At 64.6% G+C, this 22406-nt stretch carries 25 protein-coding genes; 4 read left to right on the top strand and 21 right to left on the bottom strand.

Translation table 11 applies throughout. The features are described from left to right. Positions 1 to 53: 53 nt before the first annotated feature. From soxA to C7455_RS01535, 6 genes are all read right to left on the bottom strand, one after another. Complete coding sequence (gene soxA / locus C7455_RS01560; protein WP_109664558.1) at positions 54 to 920, bottom strand: sulfur oxidation c-type cytochrome SoxA; 867 nt, start codon at positions 918 to 920, stop codon at positions 54 to 56. 42 nt (positions 921 to 962) lie between these two features. After that, entirely contained in the window at positions 963 to 1292 is a 330-nt protein-coding gene (gene soxZ / locus C7455_RS01555; RefSeq protein ID WP_109664555.1) for a thiosulfate oxidation carrier complex protein SoxZ, read from the bottom strand. A gap of 25 nt (positions 1293 to 1317) precedes the next feature. Then, positions 1318 to 1740, bottom strand: a complete 423-nt coding sequence (gene soxY / locus C7455_RS01550; protein WP_109664552.1) for a thiosulfate oxidation carrier protein SoxY — start codon at positions 1738 to 1740, stop codon at positions 1318 to 1320. 42 nt (positions 1741 to 1782) lie between these two features. After that, positions 1783 to 2262: a sulfur oxidation c-type cytochrome SoxX gene (gene soxX, locus C7455_RS01545; RefSeq protein WP_109664549.1), complete on the bottom strand. Its 480-nt coding sequence runs from the start codon at positions 2260 to 2262 to the stop codon at positions 1783 to 1785. A 109-nt stretch (positions 2263 to 2371) separates the two neighbouring features. Next, positions 2372 to 2950 (bottom strand): thioredoxin family protein, encoded by a 579-nt coding sequence (locus C7455_RS01540; protein ID WP_109664547.1) that lies wholly within the window; start codon positions 2948 to 2950, stop codon positions 2372 to 2374. 37 nt (positions 2951 to 2987) lie between these two features. Next, positions 2988 to 3728: a cytochrome c biogenesis CcdA family protein gene (locus C7455_RS01535; RefSeq protein WP_109664543.1), complete on the bottom strand. Its 741-nt coding sequence runs from the start codon at positions 3726 to 3728 to the stop codon at positions 2988 to 2990. Between the two features lie 61 nt (positions 3729 to 3789). Between C7455_RS01535 and C7455_RS01530 the strand changes: the two genes are divergently transcribed. From C7455_RS01530 to C7455_RS01520, 3 genes are all read left to right on the top strand, one after another. After that, a complete protein-coding gene (locus C7455_RS01530) occupies positions 3790 to 4221 on the top strand; it encodes a thioredoxin domain-containing protein (protein ID WP_245904177.1) in 432 nt (143 codons plus the stop codon). Positions 4222 to 4378: 157 nt separating this feature from the next. Next, complete coding sequence (locus C7455_RS01525; protein WP_245904220.1) at positions 4379 to 4681, top strand: ArsR/SmtB family transcription factor; 303 nt, start codon at positions 4379 to 4381, stop codon at positions 4679 to 4681. Positions 4682 to 4727: 46 nt separating this feature from the next. Further along, complete coding sequence (locus C7455_RS01520) at positions 4728 to 5789, top strand: YeeE/YedE family protein (protein WP_109664538.1); 1062 nt, start codon at positions 4728 to 4730, stop codon at positions 5787 to 5789. Between the two features lie 79 nt (positions 5790 to 5868). Here C7455_RS01520 and C7455_RS01515 read toward each other — a convergent pair whose 3' ends face one another. From C7455_RS01515 to C7455_RS01435, 15 genes are all read right to left on the bottom strand, one after another. Beyond that, positions 5869 to 8145: a hypothetical protein gene (locus C7455_RS01515; protein WP_146199901.1), complete on the bottom strand. Its 2277-nt coding sequence runs from the start codon at positions 8143 to 8145 to the stop codon at positions 5869 to 5871. A gap of 455 nt (positions 8146 to 8600) precedes the next feature. Continuing rightward, positions 8601 to 8801, bottom strand: coding sequence for a hypothetical protein (locus C7455_RS01505; RefSeq protein WP_146199900.1), 201 nt, complete (start codon positions 8799 to 8801; stop codon positions 8601 to 8603). Positions 8802 to 8823: 22 nt separating this feature from the next. Next, a complete protein-coding gene (locus C7455_RS01500) occupies positions 8824 to 9495 on the bottom strand; it encodes a hypothetical protein (protein ID WP_109664527.1) in 672 nt (223 codons plus the stop codon). A gap of 619 nt (positions 9496 to 10114) precedes the next feature. After that, entirely contained in the window at positions 10115 to 10798 is a 684-nt protein-coding gene (locus C7455_RS01490; RefSeq protein ID WP_109664523.1) for a fumarylacetoacetate hydrolase family protein, read from the bottom strand. Positions 10799 to 10847: 49 nt separating this feature from the next. Further along, positions 10848 to 11780 (bottom strand): alpha/beta hydrolase, encoded by a 933-nt coding sequence (locus C7455_RS01485; protein ID WP_211315420.1) that lies wholly within the window; start codon positions 11778 to 11780, stop codon positions 10848 to 10850. A 38-nt stretch (positions 11781 to 11818) separates the two neighbouring features. Next, positions 11819 to 12760 (bottom strand): aldo/keto reductase, encoded by a 942-nt coding sequence (locus tag C7455_RS01480; protein WP_281269398.1) that lies wholly within the window; start codon positions 12758 to 12760, stop codon positions 11819 to 11821. Between the two features lie 56 nt (positions 12761 to 12816). Further along, positions 12817 to 13794 (bottom strand): aldo/keto reductase, encoded by a 978-nt coding sequence (locus tag C7455_RS01475; RefSeq protein WP_109664517.1) that lies wholly within the window; start codon positions 13792 to 13794, stop codon positions 12817 to 12819. Next, positions 13791 to 14531 carry a GntR family transcriptional regulator gene (locus C7455_RS01470; protein WP_170118970.1) on the bottom strand — a complete coding sequence of 247 codons (741 nt, stop codon included), beginning with the start codon at positions 14529 to 14531 and terminating at the stop codon, positions 13791 to 13793. The genes C7455_RS01475 and C7455_RS01470 overlap by 4 nt, the downstream gene beginning before the upstream one ends. Before the next feature lie 56 nt (positions 14532 to 14587). Continuing rightward, a complete protein-coding gene (locus C7455_RS01465; RefSeq protein ID WP_170118969.1) occupies positions 14588 to 15601 on the bottom strand; it encodes a Bug family tripartite tricarboxylate transporter substrate binding protein in 1014 nt (337 codons plus the stop codon). A 48-nt stretch (positions 15602 to 15649) separates the two neighbouring features. Beyond that, positions 15650 to 16921 carry an LVIVD repeat-containing protein gene (locus tag C7455_RS01460; RefSeq protein ID WP_109664509.1) on the bottom strand — a complete coding sequence of 424 codons (1272 nt, stop codon included), beginning with the start codon at positions 16919 to 16921 and terminating at the stop codon, positions 15650 to 15652. A 1-nt stretch (position 16922) separates the two neighbouring features. Further along, positions 16923 to 18434 (bottom strand): tripartite tricarboxylate transporter permease, encoded by a 1512-nt coding sequence (locus tag C7455_RS01455; protein WP_109664507.1) that lies wholly within the window; start codon positions 18432 to 18434, stop codon positions 16923 to 16925. 1 nt (position 18435) lies between these two features. Then, complete coding sequence (locus C7455_RS01450) at positions 18436 to 18927, bottom strand: tripartite tricarboxylate transporter TctB family protein (protein WP_109664504.1); 492 nt, start codon at positions 18925 to 18927, stop codon at positions 18436 to 18438. 4 nt (positions 18928 to 18931) lie between these two features. Next, positions 18932 to 19756: a fumarylacetoacetate hydrolase family protein gene (locus C7455_RS01445; RefSeq protein WP_109664501.1), complete on the bottom strand. Its 825-nt coding sequence runs from the start codon at positions 19754 to 19756 to the stop codon at positions 18932 to 18934. A gap of 128 nt (positions 19757 to 19884) precedes the next feature. Continuing rightward, on the bottom strand, positions 19885 to 20628 hold the full coding sequence (locus tag C7455_RS01440) for a TSUP family transporter (protein ID WP_109664498.1): 744 nt from the start codon (positions 20626 to 20628) through the stop codon (positions 19885 to 19887). Positions 20629 to 20689: 61 nt separating this feature from the next. Continuing rightward, positions 20690 to 21568 carry a fumarylacetoacetate hydrolase family protein gene (locus tag C7455_RS01435; protein WP_109664495.1) on the bottom strand — a complete coding sequence of 293 codons (879 nt, stop codon included), beginning with the start codon at positions 21566 to 21568 and terminating at the stop codon, positions 20690 to 20692. Between the two features lie 85 nt (positions 21569 to 21653). Here C7455_RS01435 and C7455_RS01430 point away from each other — a divergent pair, with 85 nt between their 5' ends. After that, positions 21654 to 22388, top strand: a complete 735-nt coding sequence (locus C7455_RS01430) for a GntR family transcriptional regulator (RefSeq protein ID WP_109666056.1) — start codon at positions 21654 to 21656, stop codon at positions 22386 to 22388. The last annotated feature ends 18 nt before the right edge of the window (positions 22389 to 22406 follow it).

Genomic DNA, 22406 nt, shown 5'->3' with positions numbered 1-22406 from the left:
TTTTGTGGCAGACCCCCGCCCGGAAATGCTCCGGGCGGGGTGTCGATGCGATGTCAGTTGCGGACGGCGGGGCCTTCGACCGTCAGGCCGTTGCCGCGCGAGGCGACGTAAAGCTCCAGCGCCACGAACTCGGGGCTGCCGATGGCATAGGGTTCGCCGCGCGTGTCGCGGATGCAGCCGCGGAACCGGCCATGGACAGAGACGATGTTGGCGTTCTTCAACCGGTAGGTCGGGAAGCCGTTGATCTGGCCTTGGCTCAGGTGGTCGGCCCGGATCAGGTTGCCATAGTTGTTCTCATGGCACTGAGCGCAGGACAGTTCCATCTGGCCATACTGGGTATAGTAGATTTCCCGGCCCAGTTCCCACGCCTCCGACGCAGGCCCATCCATCGCCACATTGACCAACTGCCCGCGACCGACAGAGGCGATCAATGCCACCATGTTGCGCATCTGCTGACTGTCGTAGCCATAAGGTTCGGCCACGCCCATCCGCTCGGTCTGGCATTCCAGAACCTGCATCTCGACCGTCTGCACCTCGCCATGCGCCTCATCCCATTGCGGGTAGGTGGAACGCACATCTGCCAGGCTTTCGGGATTTTCATGGCACGAGGCGCAGCTGTTGCCCTCGGTGCCCATGGCGGTGTTGAAGGCCTCGATCCCCTGCTCGACATAGAGCATGCCGGGGTTGTCGAAATCATCGGCCTGCATCGCCCGGGTCTCGTCGGTGCGGAAGACCCAGCCCGAATAGATCGTGTTGAACACGCCGGCCAGATGTTCGGGCGGGGCGGTCTCGGTGATGATCTCGATCTCGCCATTGATCACGAGGCTGTCACCGGTGCGGATGTCGGCGAGGCCGACCCCGGCGGCGAGGGCAGCGATGATCGCCGCCGAAGCCCCGCCGAGAAGCGCTTTTCTTGTCATGGCCGTAACTTCCTCCCTTGCGACGGCTGGGTCTGACTTGGATCAGGCGACCGTTATGTCCGCCGTATCCGTGTAGACCGAGCCGTCATCGTCATACCATGTGAAGGCGAAGGTGCCGGTCTCGTTCACCACCGCATCGAACTGGAAATACGGGTTGGTGGACACCGAGGGTTCGATGGTGACATCGATCACCATCTCGCCGTTGAATTCGCAGGTGAAGCGATTGATGATGGACCGCGGGATCAGGTTGCCGTCGCTGCCGCGGCGGGCCCCGGATTCCATCGGGTGGCTGATGAGGGTGCGGACCGACACGCTTTCGCCGGCCGATGCATCACGCGGAACGCGGACGCGGGGAACAACATTCTCTGCCATGGTCTTTCTCCTTGTCCTGTGTGGGTCAGCCGCCGCAGCCGCCGATGGTCACGCGCACGGTCTGGCGCGCCTGTTTGAAGGTGCCGTCGGGCATGCGGGCGATGGCGATCACGTCCTGCTCGCCGGCAAGCCGGATACGGGTGGCCGCCAGATGCGATCCGGCCGCGGGGCCGAAGTTGAAGGTGCAGACATCCGCGTTGGGATTGCCTGCCGCCAGCAGCATGATGGCCGCAGCACCGGGGGCGTCGACTTCGATCGGGACGGTATTGCCGTTCTCGGCAATCTCGGGGGCGATCAGGGTGATGCCGTCGTTTGCCATGTCCGACCCGCCGGTGAAGGCGGCGATCGCCTCGTCGAGCTGGGCGGCGGATGCGATATGCGGCAAGCCGAAGAAGGCGGCTGCCACCGCCAGCCCGGAGCCGACGAATTGCCTGCGTGTCTGGGTCATGAGATCAGTCTCCTTGGTCTCGGGGTTTGGGCACGGACCGCGTCAGTAGTCGGTCAGCGTCATGAGAAAGGCCACCACATCCTCGATCTGCTGCGCCGAGAGCATCGGCTGAAGATCCGCGGGGGCGGGCTGCGAGGTGAAGGCGTCGCCGGGCCGGATGAACCCAGACACCTTGTAGAAGGATGGCATGATCGAGTCGGGGTAGATCATGTCGGCATTGACGAGCAGGCCGCGCAGGGCCGGTTCTTCCCATCGGGTCGCGACACCGTCAAGCAACGGGCCAACCTCACCGTGCCAGGGTTGATCCGCAAGCGACGTCACCGCGTGGCAGGCAAGGCAGTTACCCTGCGCCCGGCTGACGAAGATCTCGGCGCCGCGGGCGGGATCGCCCGGTTCGCCGGACAGGCTTTCGAAAACTTCCCCATATTCGCTCATCGTCACGTCGTCAGGGGCGACGACATCAGCTTGAAGACTTGTCGCGGCCAAGGCTAAGCCCGCCGCCAAAAGCATCTGGCGCTTCACTGTTCTTCCTCCCTTGGGCCGAGTCACTGGCCTTATGTATACCGTAGTATTGCTCGCCTCATGATTGCAAGAACACTTTCATATTTTTGCATGTGAATTGAGCAAAGGTTCATTCCGTTGCCCCGGCGGCGGCCTGTTCGGCGAACATACGGGCATGATATCGCTGGAAATCTTCCTCTCCCGCGTAGCCGCGTTCCAGCACCCAGTTCAGCATGTTGAACGTCGTCCAGCGGCCAAAAGCCCCCGGCATGACGACCGCCGCGGCCTCGATCCCGGTCACGCCCTCGGGCACTTCCTCGGGGAAAAACAGGATGGTCGGCGTGAACATGTTGCGCCAGCGCCGGGCGATCTGGCGCTCCTCCATGACTTCGCCGTCGAAATCGGTCACTTCGGTCGAGCCATGCATGTTGATGCGGATGATGTAGAACTCTGCCTCCAGCATCTGGAGGATGTCGGGGATGACCCAGACCTCCTCGTGCATGCGGGTGCAATAGATGCAGCCGCGCTGCTCGATCAGCACCATCAGGCGCTGGTTGTTGGCCGTAGCCTCGGCCAGATCCTCGCGCAGATCGAGGAAGGTCTCCTCGATCCAGGGTGCGATGTGCAGGCCATCATCGCCCACCTCGGCCTGCGCCGCGCCCAGCGTGAGCATCCCTGCCGCGATCATTCCCGTCAGTCTTGCGAACATGGCCTTGGCCTCCTCCTGCCGTTGCCGTTCCGGTGTGTCAGCCGATCGTTCGGAACACCTCGAAATTGTCGATCATCCATTGCCCGACATAAAGCAGCGCATTGGTGGCGATCAGCACGCCGAACACGACCAGTGCGCCACCCATCACCTTTTCAACCGTGCCAAGATGCCGCCGGAACCGCCGCATCATGGTCATGAAAGGCCCGACAAATCCCGCCGCCAGCACGAAAGGCAGCGTCATGCCGATGCCATAGGCAAAGAGCAGCGTCATGCCCTGCCCCGCAGAACCGGTCGAACCCGCCATGAACAAGATCGCGGCCAGCACCGGCCCGACGCAGGGCGTCCAGCCGAAGGCGAAGGCAAGTCCGATCAGATAGGCGCCGCCAAGCCCGAGATTCGCGGTATCGCCGGGTTCTGCCCGCAGCGAGCGGTTGAGAAACCCGATGCGGATGACGCCCAGAAAATGCAGGCCCATGGTGATGATCATGGCGGCGGCGACGTAGCGCAGCACGTCGAACCAGTCGCGCAGCACCTGCCCGAACAGCGAGGCCGAGGCTCCAAGGCCCACGAATACAGTCAGCACACCCGCGGCAAAGACCGTGGCGCCCGTGACTGCGCGCAGCCTTGTGGCGCGGGTGACGGCCCCGCCTTGCGCCACCTCCGCCGCGCTCATGCCGCCAAGGTAGCTGAGGTAAAAGGGCACCATCGGCAAGATACAGGGCGACAGGAACGACAGGAGACCCGCCAGAAAGGCCCCGGTCATGGAAATGTCGAACATCGGGGAAACCTGCGTTAAGCTTGCGTGGACTTCACATTCAGAAATTCATATTAGAGAGAGCATGAGAGTTTCGTCAACGTTGCATATTCAACGGATCACTCGCGTCACGGTTGCCCTTTTGGGCGGGATCGTCGCGCTGGCCCTGATCGGCCTGCCCCGCTCCGCTGCAGCCGATGACTGGGCGCTGGTCATGATCGAACAGGCGGGCTGCAGCTATTGCGCGCGCTGGAATGCCGAGGTCTCGCCGGAATATCCGCTGACGCCCGAGGGCCGGTTCGCACCGCTGCGCCGGGTCGACCTGCGCGCGCCCCTGCCGGAAGATTTGAGCTTTGCCAGCCGCCCGGTCTTTACCCCCACCTTTGTCCTTGTGCAGGGCGGCGTCGAGGTAAGCCGCCTCGAGGGCTATCCCGGCGAAGATTTCTTCTGGGGCCTTCTGGGCCGCATGCTGGACGCGGGCGATGCGACATGGGCGTCACAGGAGCCCGAGGGATGAGACGCCCGATGCGGCATCCCCTTGCCTTGCCGCATCGCGGCATGGTCTGATCGGGGCAAAGGAGCACGCCATGAGCCTGCACCCAGACAGATCCGACACAGACCGCGATCACATGATCGCCCAGATCTCGACGATCTTGCCCCGGATCGACGAACCCATGGACGACGCGACATGGAACCGGATCCGTACTAATGCGCAGACGGCCTCCGATTTCCTCAAGGCGATCAGCCACGAGGGGCGGCTGATGATCTTGTGCGCGCTGGCCAATGGCGAGAAATCGGTGGCCGAGATCGAGATGATGCTGTCCTCGCGACAGGCTGCGGTGTCGCAACAATTGTCGCGACTAAGGCTCGAGGGGCTGGTCACGGCCCGGCGCGACGGCAAGCAGATCTATTACCGTTTGACAGATGACCGGGCACGCCTGATCATCGAACGTGTCTACGAGTTGTTCTGCACCTGATCTTGCGCCTCCAGACCGGCGCACAGGTCGGGTCGAAGGGAGGGACATGCTCGATATCCTGGGAGAAGCCTGGTCGATCACCGTGATCGGCCTTGGCGGTGGCATTGTTTTGGGCCTTGCGGCCCGGCTGGGGCGGTTTTGCACGCTCGGCATGATCGAGGATGCCCATTACGGGCATGACCGGTCGCGTTTGTGGATGTGGGCCGTTGCGCTGGGACTGGCGATGGTGGCCAATTTCGTGGCCGAGGGCGCGGGACTGATCCGGCTGCATCAGGCAATCTATCTCTACAACGGGTTCACGCTGGCGGGCGCGGCACTGGGCGGATTGCTCTTCGGCTACGGCATGGCGCAGGCGGGCAATTGCGGCTTTGGCATGCTGGCGCGGTTGGGCGGAGGCGACCTGCGGGCCTTGGTCATTGCGCTGGTGATGGGGGTGGCGGCCTATGCGATGCTGTCAGGCCCGCTCGCCGCATTGCGCGAACGGCTCTTTCCGATCGATCAGCACCCCGATGCGGCGCAGGGCTGGGCGCATCTGGTCGGCGCGGCCAGCGGCCTGCCACCCTGGACCATCGGGGGCGCGCTGGGGCTGGTGGTGCTGCTGTCGGCCGGTCTTGCGCTGTGGCGCGCGCGCCGCTGGAAGGAACTGGTCTGGGGCAGTGCGGCCGGGCTTGCCATCAGCAGCGGATTTCTGGGTACGTCATGGGTTGCCAATACCGGGTTCGAGCATTGGCTGGTGCATTCCCACACCTTCACCGCCCCCGTGGGCGACACCATACGCTACACCATGGCGTCCTCGGGGCTGGAGCCGGATTTCGCCATCGGTTCGGTGCTGGGCGTGCTGATCGGCGCCTTCATCGGAAGCCTGATCCGTGACGGCTTTCGCTGGGAGGCCTGCGAGGATGCGCGCGAATTGAAACGCCAGATGGGGGGCGCCGTGCTGATGGGCTTCGGCGCTGTTCTGGCGGCGGGCTGTTCGGTGGGTCAGGGCCTGTCGGCGCTGTCGCTTCTGTCCTTTCACGCGCCGGTCGTGGCGCTGACGATCTGGGCAGGCGCATGGCTCGGCCTGCGGCAGCTGATCCTCGGGCATGGGCTCGCACGGGAGTTCTGAGCCGCATCGCGGGTCCGGGCGTCCCGGGATCGACCGGTCCCGTGCCCTGAACGGGTTGTCCGCCTTGCGCGTGCCCTGCCTACTGGCCGATTGGCAACAGCCGCATCCGCCCATCTTGCACAAAGACGATACCGTCGCGGCGCACATCGACGACCTGCCCAAGGGCCGTTGTGGTGCCTGCAGCAAGGACCGCGGTCTGGTTCGGTCCGGTCCGGACAAGCGCAGTGCCCTGTGCGCCGGTCCCGACGATCGCCAGCACCCGAAACGGATTGGACGGCGAGTGTGGCAGAACCTCCAGCGTCGGAGCCATCGCCACCGGGGCCACCTCTTGTGCCGGGGCGGCGGGCGGTGCGACCGGGCGGGCTACCGGTTGGGTCGGGGCAGACAGGGTCGGAGCAGGTGCGACCACGGCCGCCGCCACCACGCGCGCAGGAGCGCGCAGCTCGGGTCGGCGCAGCGGGCGTGGCGCCCGGTCGGGTCCAAGGCTCACGACCGCGGCCTGAAGGGTCTGTGGCGGCGTGTCGGCTTGCGGCACGGCGCGCGCGGGCGCGGCCGCGACCACGGGGGGCGGGTCCGCGACCGCTGTGGGGTCAAGCCCTATGGCAGGTCGATCCTGTGCCACGGGTTCCGCGACGGCGGGGGCTGCTGACTGCACCACAGGCGGCGCGGAAAGGGCGTGTTCGTGCCGCGCCGTGTCCGTATCGACCAGACGCGCGGGCAGGTCCTCGTCGATCTCGGGCACGGACAAAAGGGCCATGGCAACTAGCTCGGGGGTGACATCCACCCGGGATGAAACGCCTGCGATGGCGGCTTCCCCCTGCGCTGATGGCTGCGGCGCTAGCACCGCGGCCGTGGCGGCATCCGGAATCACAGGAGCCGGAACCGAGGTCTGGACAGAGGCCGATCCCGGGCGCAGCATCAGCCGGGGCGCGGCCGGAACGGCCCGGGACTGTGGACTGTGCTCGACCGAGGCAGATTGCGTCAGCACGACCGGACCCAGATCGGGCGGCTCGGCTGTCGCCGTCTCGGTGACGACGGGCGGCGCGGGCTGGGACAAGGGCGTGAGGGCCGGCTCGGCACGGGCGACGGCAAGGGCGACGGGAACATGCGTTGGAATGGCCGAGGGCATCCTGTCCGTCCCGGTGGCGAGATCGCGGTCGGGCGATGCTTCGTGTATGGGGGCGGCAACACCGAGACGGGTCTCTGCCTGTCCTGGCGCGAACAGGGGCAACACAAGCGCGACCGCGCCAGTGGCGACGATCCCGATCACGGCAGCCGCACCGACCACGGGCCGCAAGAAGATGACCGACACCGCATCCAGCCCGGGCTGGAGCTTGCGGCGCAGACCGTGTGTTGTGTCCATCAAACCGCCCAGAACCCGCCTACGCAGGGCGGACAGACCGGACGCGCTGCGCGACCACACCCCCTGCGCCCCGCGCGCAACCATGCGCAACATGCGTGCCACGGCGTGGACCGGCGCAAGCAGCGCAAGGCCCATACCGTCAAGAGCCTGCGCGACCATCGGGCCCATATCGCGCCGCGGCCGGACAGGGACGGCAGAGAGCGTCATCATTTCAGGCTGCGCATCGGGTCGCGGCGCGATCTGCCCTGCGGATGGGAAGGTGACGAAAGGGTCCCCTGCGACGCTCATCGCGAACCGGTCATCAGCGGTTTCTTGCGGCATGGCGGCGGCGACCTGATCGGGCAGCGCCGGGCGGGCATCCGGCGGGCCTGCGTCTTGGGCGCGCGGCGCGGCGAGACCCCTGAGCTGTCGGGCAACGGGTTCGACGCTTTCCGAGAAGGTCGCCGTGATCCGGGAGGCAAGTGCCAGCGCGGCGGCTTCGTCCTTGGCGCTTGCGGCAAAGGCGACTTCGGATGGGGCGGATCGGAGGCTGCGCGCGGCGTGGCGCGTCTCTTGCTGCTTGCGCTTTTCCAACTCGCGCAGCACCGCCGGAGGGATTTCGGCGCGCATGCTGTCTGGGTTGGCCTGCGCCTGACCAAAGGCGCGCATGGGCGGTGGGGATGCCTCGTTCTGAATTGGCAGCGCGATCGTCTCGCCGCCCTCAAGCGTCGGCACTTCAAGCATTGCGGGATAAACGCCGTGCTGACGCGCGAAGCCGATCACGTCATCGACCGTGGACCTGTCCACCCAAAGCTCGAAGGGACGGTCCGGCGTTCCTGCTGGCACAATCAGCGGAAGCGGGTCGCCAGCCCCCTGCGCGACCGGCACGATGGGCGCATCAGACAGGCCGGACACGTCCTGCCCCTCGTTGCGCGTGACCAGATCGGGCGGCAGCACAAGGGCGACACAGGCCGTCAGCGACGCCTTGCTGACCCGGGCAGAAAACAGCCGCATGCGAAACCCGAGGGCGGGATCTTCGAATCCGATACGGTCTTCATACTGCGACAACGCCGGATCGACCGGCACACAAGTCACATCATCGGACGTGAAATACAGTCTTGCCTGTATCTGCATGGCATATACCACTTTCTCGACGAGAACATTCGTGAACCTTTGCAATCGACCTCTCGGGCCCGGTGCCTCCGGGGCCGGGGCACGGCGTCAGATCAGAAGGAATGGCAGGTACAAGACCAACGCGATGAGAAATGGGAACCGGTTGCGTTCCACGGTAAAGACGTCCTCGTCGAGAACGAATTCCATATCCCCGGCATGCCCTGCGATTGCAGGGGAGACGCCTGCTGCGTGGGTGGCCTCAACCGCGGTATTCGTCAATTGCTCTTCCATTCCGATCGAAGTCCCGCAAGCTGCGAGGGCCCATATTCCGATCAGAAGGGCAATTCTTGTTGTTTTCATTGCTCGCCCCATTCTGCCACAATTTCTTGTCTCATGTTTTCTAGGCACATGTTGTAGACATTCGAGATGCTGTTTTGCATCAAGACGGAAAAGCTCACGTCCCGATTGGCCGTCGCGCAGGGATCGTCGGCGGCGACAAGCGATCCGCAGCCGTTCAGGGCGACGCAGACACATCCCAGAACCAAGGCGCGCTTCACGCCGGTCGGACCCTTGGCGCAATCAACCATCGCTGCGTGCCCTCCATGCATCTTGTTGCGCGCGAATGACACGCAAGGACCCGCGCTGCGCGTCGATCTGCGCACGCACCTCCGCCTGCTGCTCGGGCGTCAGGCTCGCCTCGTGCAATAGCTCCTCGATCAGCACCGCGCGCATTTCCACCGCACGGCGCAGCGTGCCGATCTGTTCGCCCAAAACCTCGCCCGCGCTTTCGCCCGTTGGCGCGAGACTGGTGAATTCAGTGACGGCGCGGCTGACCAGCGCGGCATCTTCCGCACTGCGCGCGGCCGCCCCGCGCGAGGCGTCCAGAATATTCTCGATAATCTGTTGCCGGTTGAGAAACTCTTCACGCTCTTCGAGCAATTGCTCGGCCGCCGTCGTGGCATAGAGCGACCCGAAAACCGCACCTGCCGCCATACCGAAAACTGCCCCGCGCTCGCCATCGATCAAGGCGCCCAACAGCAACCCGCGCAGTGCGCCCGAAAGGAAGCCTTGCAATTGCGCCTGCTCGAACACCTCGCGATACATCGCATCGCGCTCGGACAGCAACTCGGATGCCCCGGGTCCGTGCAGCGCAGAATTGGCCGACGTCGCCTCGACCGGGGCAGAGACGGTCGAAGGCGTGCAAGCGGACAGAAAGCCGACGCAGAGGATCAGGGGGAGAGCTATCTTCATGACGTCCAATTTTCTTGCTTCAGGTTTGCGCCGCGCAATCAAGGCGGCACGACACCACCCCGACGCAAGGGGAAAGGGCGGCAGTCGCGACGGCCTGTGCCGCAAAAGCGCGCACGATGCCGAGGCGTGTCTGGACCGCAAGGACTGAGGAAAGAACCGACCGCCCGACGATTGCACCCGTCAAGGTCAGGGAGGGCGTGGTGGAACCGGCTGTCGCAACACTGCAGTCGCAGGCGATCACATTGCGCGCGACCAAGCCAGTCGCGGGCCCCGTATCGGGGCAAAGAGCTGCAAGAAACCCGATTTTGTCCGCTGTTTCTGTGCCCATCGTCAATGCCTCAACACGGCCCAACTCTCGTTACCACATCGCGACAGGACGAAACCTGCGCCGCCGCCACCCGAAACACGTCCCGCGCGGCATGGCTATGCTCAGACCATACTTGATTGGCCCCCGCAAGTGAATCGGAGATTTGCGCCTTGCGACATCAATATCAAGATTTGTGGCGCATTTGGGCCACAGGAAACTAGTTGTAGCGTCGGGACTGGTCGCGCCATCGCGGGATCGGTTTGCCGGACAAGCGCGCGGGCGGGGTCGTTTCGCCCGCGCGCGCCAGTGTTTTCAGACGACCTTGACGGTCATGGAGCCCAGACCCTCGACCTCCAGCACCATGATGTCGCCCGTCACGACAGCGTTCACGCCCGCGGGCGTGCCCGACAAGATCACGTCGCCCGGCTTCAGCTCGAAATACTCCGAGAGGTAGGAGATCATTTCCGGAACCTTCCAAATCATCTGGTTCAGGTCCCCCTCCTGCCGCAACTCGCCGTTGACGGTGAAGGTCATCTTGCCTTCCGACAGATGCCCCACCTCCTCGACGCGGTGGATCGGCCCGACGGGGGCGGAGCGTTCAAAGGCTTTCCCGATCTCCCACGGGCGGCCCATCTTTTTCGCCTCGCCCTGCAGATCGCGCCGCGTCATGTCGAGCGACAGCGCGTAGCCGAAGACATGGTCCAGCGCACGCGCGACGGGGATGTTGGTGCCGCCCGATTTCAGCATCACCGCCACCTCGGCCTCATGGTGCACATCCGAGGTGTGGGACGGATAGGGAAACTCGCCCGACGCATCGAGGTTGTCGGGGTTCTTCTGAAAGAAGAAGGGCGGTTCCTTGTCCGGGTCATGGCCCATCTCGACGGCATGGGCGGCGTAGTTGCGCCCGATGCAATAGACGCGCCGCACCGGAAAAAGGCCGCCCCCCGCAACGGGGATGGTCACCGTGTCCGGCGCTGCGATCACCAGATCTGACATTCAGGTCTCCTAGTTCTAAGGCTTGTTTGTGGTTGTAGCTCCGCCCCGATCAGGCGCCGTCGCCCGTATAGACCGGGTCGGGTTGTTCGAAAAAGGACTGCAAGATGTGATAGACCATCATGTAGTTCTTCTGCTGCAAGGACGCGTGCGAGATACCCTGCATGACCGAAAACTGTTTGGCCGGGTGCGGCAGCGCCTTGTAGAAGGCCAGCAGGTCGTCGATCCCCGCAATCCCGTCAAACTCGCCGCGCATGACCAGCGTGGGCATGGTCAGGTTCTCGGGGTTCGTCACCGGCAGGTTCGCGCACATGTCCAGATAGGTGCCCGTCGGCACGCTGTCGTCGAGCGCCACTATGGCCTCGGCAAAGGCTTCGACCACATTGGCGTCGGCGCAGCCGGGATGGTCGCGGTTGAAGATCGACCAGACGAACTCGCGGTCGATCGGGCGGCGTTCGCCGGTCTGCCAGCGCGCAAGGTTCTTGGCGCGCTGTTCCAGCGTCGGACTGCCCTCGCCGGTCCAGACCATCGCATCGAGCGCCAGTTTCGCCACCCGTTCAGGCTTGCGTTCGGCGAAATTGGCGGCGCGCAGCGCGCCCGAGGAAATCCCGTAGACAAGGAACGATTTCACGCCGGTCAGCGCCATGATGTAATCGGTCGCCGCGATCAGGTCATCGCCGCCCGCCTTGATGTTGGCGGTGACCGACGGGTCCTTGTCGGAGCGGCCATAGCCCTCCATGTCGACGCACCAGGTGTCGAAGCCCTGGCTCACGAACCAGTCCATCGCCGAGGAATAGGGCCGCCCGTCGACATGCAGGTCGAAGGTCGGGGTCGAGGCCATGGACGAGCCATGCACGAAAAGCACCGTGCCCTTGGGGTTGCCTTGCGGCACCTTTTTTTGCCACAGGAACAGGGTCACATCGCCCTTTTTGGTCCAATGCTCAACGCCTGCAAAGGTCTGTTCGGGCATGACTGGGGTTACCATCGGTGGGGGTCCTTTCGTGTCGGATGGGGGGACGGGCGTCAGATGCCCATCTTCTTGAGCTGGAATTCCGGGTAGCGCAGACCCGAGGCCGCGCCGGGGGGAAAGGCGTCGGACAGACGCGCGATCTCGTCGGCGGTCAGGGTGACATCGACGGCCGCGATGTTTTCCTCAAGCCAGCGGCGGCGCTTGGTGCCGGGGATCGGCACAAGGCCGTCCCATTGCGCCAGAAGCCAGGCGAGAGCGACCTGCCCCTTGGCCAACCCGCGCGCGGTGGCGATGGCCTCGACCGGGGCGAGAAGGCGCAGGTTTTCCTCGAAATTCCCCTCCTGAAAGCGGGGATGGGCATGGCGGCGGTCGGTTGAGATCAGGTCGTCACGGCTGGAAAACGCGCCGGTCAGGAAGCCGCGCCCGAGCGGGCTGTAAGGTACAAGGCCGATGCCCAACTCCTTGAGCGTGGGCAGGATTTCCGCCTCGGCGTCACGGGTCCAGAGGGAATATTCCATCTGCACGGCCGACAGCGGATGGGTGGCATGGGCGCGGCGAATGGTCTGCGGACCGGCCTCGCACAGGCCCAGATACCGCACCTTGCCTGCTTCGACCAAGCGCGCCATGGCGCCGACCGTATCCTCGATCGGCACATTGGGGTCGATGCGGTGGACGTAATAGAGGTCGATCACATCGACGCCCAAGCGCTTGAGGCTCGCCTCGCAGGCTTGCGGCACGTAATCGGGATGGCCGTTGGTGCCGCCGCGTTCCCCGTTGGGGCCCCGGATGTTGCCGAATTTCGACGCCAGCGCGATGCCGTCGCGCCGCCCCTTGATGGCCCCTGCGATCAGCTCTTCGTTGCGGCCCGCGCCATAGGCGTCCGACGTGTCGAAGAGCGTCACGCCCAACTCGATGGCGCGATGGATCGTCGCCACGGATTCCACGTCGTCCGGCAGCCCGTAATCGGACGTCATGCCCGAACACCCCAATCCCACGCTCGAGACGGTGAGCCCCTGCGCGCCGATCCTGCGCTGCGCCAGCCCCGCGCCGGTCACAGGTTCACCCGCTTCATCTGGCCCGCAGGATAGCGCGTGCCTGCCCCTGCCCCGTGGCGGAAATTGGCGTCCAGCGCGGCCAGCGTCGCAGCCGAGGGCATGACGCCCGTCGCGGCGCTGTTTTCCTCAAGCCACCTGCGGCGGCGGGTGCCGGGGATCGGCATGATGCCATCCCCGCGCGACAAGATCCACGCGATGGCCAGCTGCGAGGGCGTGCAATCCTCGCGCGCGGCGAGATCCTTGAGGGTGGCGACCAGCGCGACGTTGCGCGCGAGGTTCTCGGGCGCGAAACGCGGGTGGTCGCGGCGGCGGTCGTCCTCCTCCATGTCGTCGAGGGTTCCGATGGTCCCGGTCAACAGGCCCCGGCCAAGCGGCGAATAGGCGACAAAGCCGATGCCAAGCTCGCGGCAAAGCGGCAGGTGTTCGGCCTCCACATCGCGACACCACAGCGAATATTCGGTCTGCAGCGCGGTGATCGGATGGGTGGCATGGGCCCGCCGGATGGTGTCGGGCGACGCCTCGGACAGGCCAAGATGCAAGATCTTGCCCTCGGCCTTGAGGTCGGCCATCGCGCCCACGGTATCCTCGATCGGCACATTGGGATCGATGCGGTGAATGTAGAACAGATCGATCCGGTCGGTCCCCAGCCGTGCAAGGCTCGCCTCACAGGCTTCGCGCACGTAATCGGGGTGGCCGTTCACCTCGCGGCGACCGTCGGGGTAGCGGATGTTGCCGAATTTCGTCGCAAGAATCGCCTCGTCGCGCCGGCCCTCAAGCGCGCGGCCCACCAGCGTCTCGTTCTTGCCGTCATTATAGGCGTCGGCAGTGTCGATCATCGTCACGCCCAGATCCAGCGCGCGGCGGATCGTTGCCACGGCCTCATCGGGATCGGGCTTGCCGTAGATGGGCGTCATGCTCATGCAGCCAAGACCGATGGCGGGAACCTCGAGCGATCCGAGTGTGCGCGTTTTCATAGGGCGTTTGCTCCATCTGTTGGCGGGAAGTGCGGACGCTCCGCCGGAGTGCCGTGGGCTTCGGGCCGGGTTTCGATCCGGGCCTTGAGGACGGCGTCTCCGGTGCGCTGGTAATGCTCGGTCAGGGCCTGCACGGCATCCTCTGCGCGGCGCGCAAGAACAAGGTCGCACAACCGCCGGTGTTCCGTCTCGATCGAACGGACCGGCCCCCCGGCGATGCGGCTGAAATGGCGGTAGCGGTTGTTCAACTCGTGCAGCCGCTCACAGCTCTCGAGCAGCAGGCGCGACCCGCAAGCCGACAAAAGCGCCATGTGGAACCGCTTGTGCGCCACCTCCCAGACCGGGTTGGGGCGCGGGCCTGCACCCTCCTCGATCTGGCGGGGCAGCACGCTCAGCCGGTAGTGCGAGATCAGCACAGCCTCCTCCCACTCGGCCCCGCCTCGCGCGATGGACCGACGCAACGCCTCGCCTTCCAGCAAGCATCGGTTGAAAAGGATATCGGCCAGATCATCGGCCGAAATGCCGGACACGAAAAATCCGCGCCGGTCGATGCGGTCGACCAGCCCTTCGGATGTCAGACGGTTCAGCGCCTCGCGCACGGGCGAGGCGCCGCAGTCGTAGATATCGCTCAGCATCTTCACCGTCAGTTTCGTTCCGGGCGTCAGGCGCGCGGCCAGGATGTCGCCGCGGATCGTTTCCACGAGGGAAATGCCCATCGATTGAGGCGCGTTCGGCATGGCCTTCCCCATGGTCGTGCCCCCGGCAAGATGGCGCCGGGGGCCTTGAGATGTCTTCAGCTGTCGCGGATGCGGTCCGCAAACTGCCGCGCAAGCGCCGTCGTATCGGCCACGATCTGCGCGCAGACCGTTTCATCGCCATATTCCACGCCGTCGAAGGGATAGTTCACCGCCTCGTGCTGCGCGCGCAGTTCGGGGTTGTCGAAGGCGGCGCGGATCGAGCCGACCAGCCGCTCGCGCACCTCGGGCATGTTTTCCCAGACCTCGGTATGCATCGCCCAGCCCTGCGCCAGTTCCAGTTCGGGGATGGACGTGCCGAAGACGTCGTTGACCAAGGGCGGGTTGCCCATCTGGACGTTGAACGCCTCCATCGAGCGGAAGGTGCCCAGCACGCGCACCTGTTCGCCAAGGCTGATCGCAACGCCGGCCGTCAGAACAGCCGCGTCGGTTTCCCCCGTGATCGTCGCCATCGAGGTCGGGTTGCCGCCGCCATAGGGGATCATGTTGAAATCGGCCCCGGTCGCCTCGGCCAGCGACAGCATCCCGATGGTGCCGGGGTGCGGCAGGCGGCTGCAGGCGATCGTCACAGTGTTCTGACGGCCCATCTCGACCAGTTGTTCGATCGATTGGATCGGGCTGTTGGCGCCGACATAGCACACGATCGGCGTGCCGCCGGTCTTGGCGAAATGGATGATGTCGCCCGGCAGGTTGTAGTTCGTTTCCTGCGTGGCGTAGGTGATGATCTCGGGGTGCATGTTGCTGAAGAGCAGGTTGTAGCCGTCCTTGTCGCGGCGGCTGTTGTAGAGCTCGTAGCCCACCTGCCCGCCTGCGCCGGGATGGAATTCGAACTCGAAATCCACGCCCAGATCGGTGCGCATCACGTTGGTGAAGGCGCGCGCGGTGGTTTCCGCCCCGCCGCCCTGCCCCGTGGCGATGACCACGTTGATGTTGCGGGTCGGGTATGTGCCCTGCGCCCGCAAGATCGCGGGGGTGAACAGGCTTGCCGCGCCCACGGCGGCACCGGTCCGCAAGAGCCCGCGGCGGCTGATGGTGTGAAGTTTGTTGGTCATGGTATCCTCCCTGATGTGATGGCTTTGCATCCTTCCGCCCGGGCCCCCTCAGCCCGGATGGAATTCGAGAATGTCGAGACCTTCGAGCCGGTCGAGCAGATAGACCAGCCCGCGATCATCGACGTAGACGTCATTGCTTTGCGGCACGGGGTGCCCGCCGGTGGGGGTGGGGATGAAATGGCCCACCTCGGTCGGATCGGACGGTTTCGACAGGTCGATGGCCCGCAGCCCGCCCGAGAACCATGCCGCGAAAACTGTCGTGTCATAAAGCGTCTCGGCATATTGGTGGCAGCCGAAGCGGCCGTTGCCGGCGGCATAGGGCGTGTCCAGCTCGCCGACATGGAAGGTCGAGGTGTAGCGGATGTCCGACAGGTCGGTGACGTCGAAGACCCACATATGCGCGGCCAGCTGCCCCTGCTTGTGGGCATGCTCCTCGTCGGCCGCGACCGCATAGCGCCGCCCGCCGATCAGGCCCGGCAAGGGCTTGATCGTATGGGTCGGATGCTTGCTGGGCGGATGGTAGTCGAAGCTGGTGATGGTCTTCATCGCACGAATATCTGTCGCGTCGATGACGCTGAAGCCCGCGTGCCAGCACGAGGCCCAAAGCTCGTTGCCGACGCGCTGCGTGTGGTGCAGGCGGTTGGCGTAGCCCTTCCACGTCGGGCGGGCATTGTCGAAATTTTCCTGCTGGGGCATCCACCAGCGGCCGACCTTGGTGGGGTTGGTCGGATCGCTGTATTCGTAGACCATCAAGATGTTGCCGACGAACCCCGGCATCTCTGTCGACATGTAGAGATAGTTTTCGTCGATGTCGAAGCGGTGCACGCCGAAGCCATGCGTCTTGTGGTGGCACAACAGGCGCGGGTTGGCGCGGTCCTTGATGTCGTAGATGCGGAACCCGCCGTCGTGATAGCCGCGCGCCGCACTTTTGCGCAGCGTCGGGATGTCGGCCACCGTCACGGCAAGGAACGCGGCCAGCTCAGCATCGGTGGGGTCGCGCCCTTCATGGGCGCGCATATGCGCCTCGTATTCCAGCAAGCCTTCGCCCTTGCGGTGGAAATGGCGCTTGTTTTGCTCGTGGTTGACGATCATCAGATCGCCACAGACGCGCACCTTGTGGCTGTGCGACCACAGATCGTCGAGCATGACCTTTGCCACGATCTTGGGATCGCGCGGGTCGGACACGTCGATGATGGTGGTGCCGTTCGGTGCATCCATGTGACCGATGTAGCAATAGCCGTCTTCGACCCTGACCTGCCCGCCGCCCGGAATGTCGAGCCGCGCCAGCCGTGTGAAGTTCTTGGACAAGTTCGCGTCCATGTCAGGCCGCCTCCCCTTGGTTTTTGCGGGCCTGCCAGCTTTTGTAGACGGGCAGCAGCAAAGTGATGATCAGGAACACCCACAAGATGTTGCCGAGGTTCGAGCTGAACAGGATGCCGACGTCGCCGCGCGAGATGCGCAGCGCGCGCATCAGGTATTGCTCCATCAACGGGCCAAGGATGATGCCGATCAAGATCGCGGTGACATGGTAGCCCGTCTTGCGCGCCAGATAGCCCAGCACCCCGAAGGCGATGGCCAGCCCCATGTCGAACATGTAACCGCGCGGCACGAAGGCGCCCAGAAGCGTGAAAGCCAGGATCATCGGCACAAGGAAGAAGGCCGGCACCGTGGTCACGCGCGACATGTACATCGCCATCGGGAACATCAGCGGGATCATCAAGAGATAGGTGATGAAGGCCGCGGTAAAGATGCCATAGGCCAGTTCAGGGTTGTCGATGAACAGCCGCGGGCCGAGCGTGACGCCGTGATACTGCAAGACCACCATCATGATCGCGGCCGTGCTGCCGCCGGGAACACCGATCGCCATCAAGGGCACCAGCGTGCCCGAGGTGACGCCGTTGTTGGCGGATTCGGGGGCCGCCACGCCTTCGGGCACACCGGTGCCGAACAGTTCGGGCGTCTTGGAGAAGGTGCGCGCCTGCTGGTAGGCCACGAAAGACGCGATGGAGGCGCCCGCCCCGGGGATGATGCCGATGATGACACCGATCAGCGCGGTCCATGTCATCAAGAACCAGCTTCCGAGCGATTCCTTCACCAATACCCAGACGTCCGACAGTTTGGAGCTGACCACGACATCCATGTACTCGTCCTTGAGCACGCGGCCCCGTTCGATCAGCACGAAAACCTCGGAAATCGCGAAAAGACCGATCAGCGCTGGCACCAGCGGGATGCCGTCGTAAAGTTCCAGCAGGCCGAAGGTGGCGCGCGGTTCGGAATAGATGAAATCGGTGCCGATGGCGCCGATCAACAGCCCCAGCATGCCGGCCAGCAGGCCCTTGATCATGTCGGCGGCCGCGATCACCGCGATCAGCGTCAGACCGAACAGGATGATCACCACCATCTCGACCGAATGCAGGTAGTTGCCGACCTGAGACAGCACCGGCAGCAGCGCCAGCACGAACATCGTGCCGATCAGCCCGCCGAAGATCGAGGCGACGAAACAATAGACAAGCGCGCGCTGCCCCTCGCCTTTTTGCGCCATCGGGTAGCCATCAAGCGTGGTCGCCGCCGCTCCGCCGGTGCCGGGGATGTTCACCAGAATGGCGGGGATGCCGTTGCCAAGCTGCGAAGCGGAATAGAGCGCCATCATGAAGATGAGCGCGACCTCGACATCCACCGACAGCGTCAGCGGCAGCAAGATGATGATCGTATTGGCAGCGCTGAATCCCGGGATGGCGCCCACGAGATTGCCCAGCAGGACCGCGGGGATCATGACCCACCAGTAGCTCAGCGAGTATCCGAATAGCCCGACGATTGTGGAAAACTGGTCCATGTCAGATGAACAGTCCCTTGAGGGTTTGATCGATGATGTTGGTGGGGAAACGGACCTGCACCAACACGAGGAAGACGAGGAAGGCGACCGTCGACATGCCCAGCGCCGTGAAAAACGCGGCCTTAAGGCGCTGCACGCCCCCGATCACGATCACGGTCGAGAAGACGAAGGCGAAGATCGTCACCACAAAGCCCAGCACCGGCATCAGCAAGATGAAGCCGATCGACAGCGCCAGAACGCCCCAGCGCCGTCCCTCCGAGACAGGGTCCGAAAAGAACCCCGCAAAGCCGAGGCTTTTTGCGCCCGTCAGGATCTCGCGCCCGAAGCGGATGGCCAGAAGAAAGCTCAGTATGCCGATGGCCGAGGCGACGTAAATGCCCACGACCTTGGCCTGAAACGGCAGGTCCCAGACCGTCGAAAGATAGTAGATGGCGAATGCGATCGTCCCGATGGGGATGATCAGTTCCGGAAGAAGGCCCGGTCGCTTGTCCATGATGTCATCCAATCCTTGCCGACACGCGGCCAACCTGTTCGACCTCGACCACGATCTCGTCGCCCGGACGCATCCAGACCGGCGGCGTGCGGGCATACCCCACGCCCGAGGGCGTGCCGGTGGCGATCAGGTCGCCCGGGCGCAGCGTCATGAAATCGCTGATGATCGCGATGGCGCGGGCGACGGGAAAGATCATGATGTCGGTATTGGCGTCCTGCATCACCTGACCGTTCAGGATTGCGCGGACCTGAAGGCCGGTGGCACCCGGCGGCAGGTCTTCGGGCGTCACGATCTCGTCACCGACGATGCCGGTGCCGTCGACATTCTTGCCCGGTGTCCACTGCGCGCCCTTTTGCTGGTAGTCACGCACCGAGATGTCGTTGAACACCCCGTAGCCGAACACATGGTCCAGCGCCTGATCCTCGGGGATGTGACGACCGCCCTTGCCGATCACGACCAGCAGCTCGGCCTCGTAATCGAGCTTGTCGCTGATCCCTCCCGAGGACACGGTGGCACCCGCGGCCGCCAGCGAGGTGTCGACCCGGAAGAAGATGCCCGGATAGGCCGGCGGTTCGCGCCCACCCTCACGGGCATGTTCAGCGTAGTTCAGCCCGATGCAGATGATGCGCGCATCTTGGACGACCGGCATGGCAGGATCGACGGCACCCTCGACCACGGCACCGGGCGTGATCGCGCCCGTGGCGGCATCTTGCGCAAGCCGCTCAAAGCCCTGCGACGAGGCGGGAAAGGGCCCGATGTCTCGCAGCGTTCCGCTGTCGCGCAGCCCCAGCCTTGTGGCTCCATTCTGACGATACGCCGCAAGCCTCATCGATTCCCCCGCTAAATTTCGTCTTTCCCCAAAATTATCGACAAAACAGCCGCCACGTCAAATCAATTTCCGTCATGTCACGGCCGAGACGGGCGGGGCGGCGGGATTTTATAATAAAAAACAACATATTAGAAAAATCCGATGATACCGCGCAGCAAAAAGACGGCCCCGACCCCCATCAGGATGCGGCTGGTGTAGCGGCGAAAGGCGGCGTCGCTCATCCGCTCCAGCAGCGGGCGCGCCAGCGAGGTGCCGGCAATCGCCATGAGGATGGCCGCGCCGATCACCACCGGATCGCCGCTGATGGCCGTAACGCCCCCGACCAGCACGCCGAAATAGACCAGCTTGGCGATATGGGTGATGAGCTGGCAGGCCGATTTCGTCGCCACCACGGCGCGCCGGTCCAGCGTCGTGCGCACGAAAAAGACGTCGAACATCGGGCCGGACACGCCCGACAAAAGCTGAAACCCGGTGCACAGGAACCCGCACAGCTCGGCCCCGAAGGGACGATCTGCCTGCGGCACCATCCGATCGGGCAAGATCAGGCCCAGATAGGCCATCACCCCAAGCATCAACAAGATCACCCGTTCGTCGGGCACGATCATCAGGCCGGTGAACAGCGCGCCCGCCAGCACCAGCCCCAGCACATAGCGCGCCAGCACATCCCACAAGATGTAGCGCCGCCACAGCACGCCGCGCCAACCGTTGGCCACGATCATCGTGATCCCGTGCAGCACCATCGCATCCGCGACAGGCACCAAAAAAAGCAAAGCCCCCATCAGCAGCACGCCGCCCGCCATGCCGAAGAGACCCGCCAGAAACGTGGTCGCCAGAACGGTGGCGGCAAAGAGCGCAAGGATGCCGCCGCTCATCGCGCCGCCTTGCCCTTGGGCGGGGTGCCCCGCCCTGCCCGGCCACACCCCGCATCCGCCATCACCCCACCGGGTTCTCGAGCACGCCGAGCCCTGTGATCGACACCCGCATCATGTCGCCCGGCCCCAGGTAGCGCGGCGGCTTGAACCCGATGCCGACGCCGACCGGCGTGCCGGTGGCGATGATGTCGCCCGGAAGCAGCGTCATTGTGGCCGACATCGTCTCGATCAGGGTCGGAATGTCAAAGATCAGGTCCGCGACCTGCGCGTGCTGCCGCACCTCGCCGTTGATCTCGGTCACCAGCTCCAGCGCGGTCACATCGGAAACCTCGTCGGCTGTCGCGATCCATGGACCCATCGGGCAAAACGTGTCGATCCCCTTGCCGATGACCCACTGGTTGTGGCGCCTTTGCAATTCGCGCGACGTGACATCGTTCACGATGACATAGCCGAACACATGGTCAAAGGCGTCCGCCGCCTTTACCCCGAAACAGCGCGTGCCGATCACCACGCCCAACTCGCCCTCGTAATCCACGCTCTGCGTCGGATCGAGCGAGGCGCGCACCACATCGCCCGGCCCGCAGACACTGGTCGTGGGCTTGGTGAAGACCACGGGATGCGACGGAACAGCCTCTTTCGCCGAGGAATCGAACCCGCTGGAGTGGAATTCGGCTGCGTGCGCATGGTAATTCTTGCCGATGCAAAAGATGTCGCGGCAAGGTTCGGGAATGGGTGACAACAAACGAACCTGCGACAGCGGCACCCGCCGCAACGCCCCGTCCCGCCAGCGCGACAGCGCCTCGGGCCCGGAGGCGATCACGTCAAGAACCGCTGAACGCGCGGCCGCCCCCTCGACACAGACGACGGCATCGCTGCCGTCCAGAAACCCTGCCGCAGGCCCGTCTGCGGTTACGAAACTGATGATCTTCAACGTCGACATCTCCGTTAATTATCGATAATGTATGAAATCAAATATGAAACAGCCTGTCAAATGCAAGCGAAAAGACCAAGAGCCGGAGCGCGGCATGACCAGAACCGAGATTGATCCCGCCGAAGGCGAAACTCTGGCGCAGGCCGCCTACCGCGCCTTGCGCCATGACATCATCACCGGACAGCGCCGACCTGGCGAACGGCTGCGCATCGCCATGCTGACGACGCTTTACGGTGTTGGCCCCACGCCCCTGCGCGAGGCGTTGCAAAAACTCGGGCAGGACGGGCTGGTGATGGTCGAGGACAACCGCGGCTTTGCCGTGGCGGGCCTCGACCCGATCGAATTCGACGACCTCAACACCGCACGCACCGCCATCGAGACCGAGGCCATCCGCCTGTCGATCGTACGCGGCGATGATGCATGGGAGGCGCGCGTCGTCGCCGCCAGCTACATCATGCAAAAGGAAGATGCCGCGCTCGCGGCGGCCGCGGGACCCGTCACGGACCGCTGGGAAAACGCCAACGCCGCCTTTCACGACGCCATCGTCTCGGCCTGCGGGTCGCGATGGCTGCTCCGGGTGCGCGCACAGCTGCATGACCTGTGCGAACGCTACCGCCGCGCCTCGGTCTACCAGAAGATCGGCACGCGGGACCTTGGCGCGGAACACGCCGCCATCGCAAAGGCCGTGCTGGCCCGCGACGCCGACCGCGCCTGCGACCTGATCACCCACCATTTTGCCCGCACCGCCGCCGCCCTGTCGGACCTGTCGGCAGAGGCACAGGTGCCAACCCCACCCCGTGCCGCGGCCCGCCGCTCCGCCGCGCCTTGAAGGACCGACCATGACCCG

Origin of the sequence: Roseicyclus mahoneyensis (assembly GCF_003148775.1) — a bacterium.
Lineage (GTDB): Bacteria > Pseudomonadota > Alphaproteobacteria > Rhodobacterales > Rhodobacteraceae > Roseicyclus > Roseicyclus mahoneyensis.
This window is presented reverse-complemented; position numbering and strand designations above follow the sequence as displayed.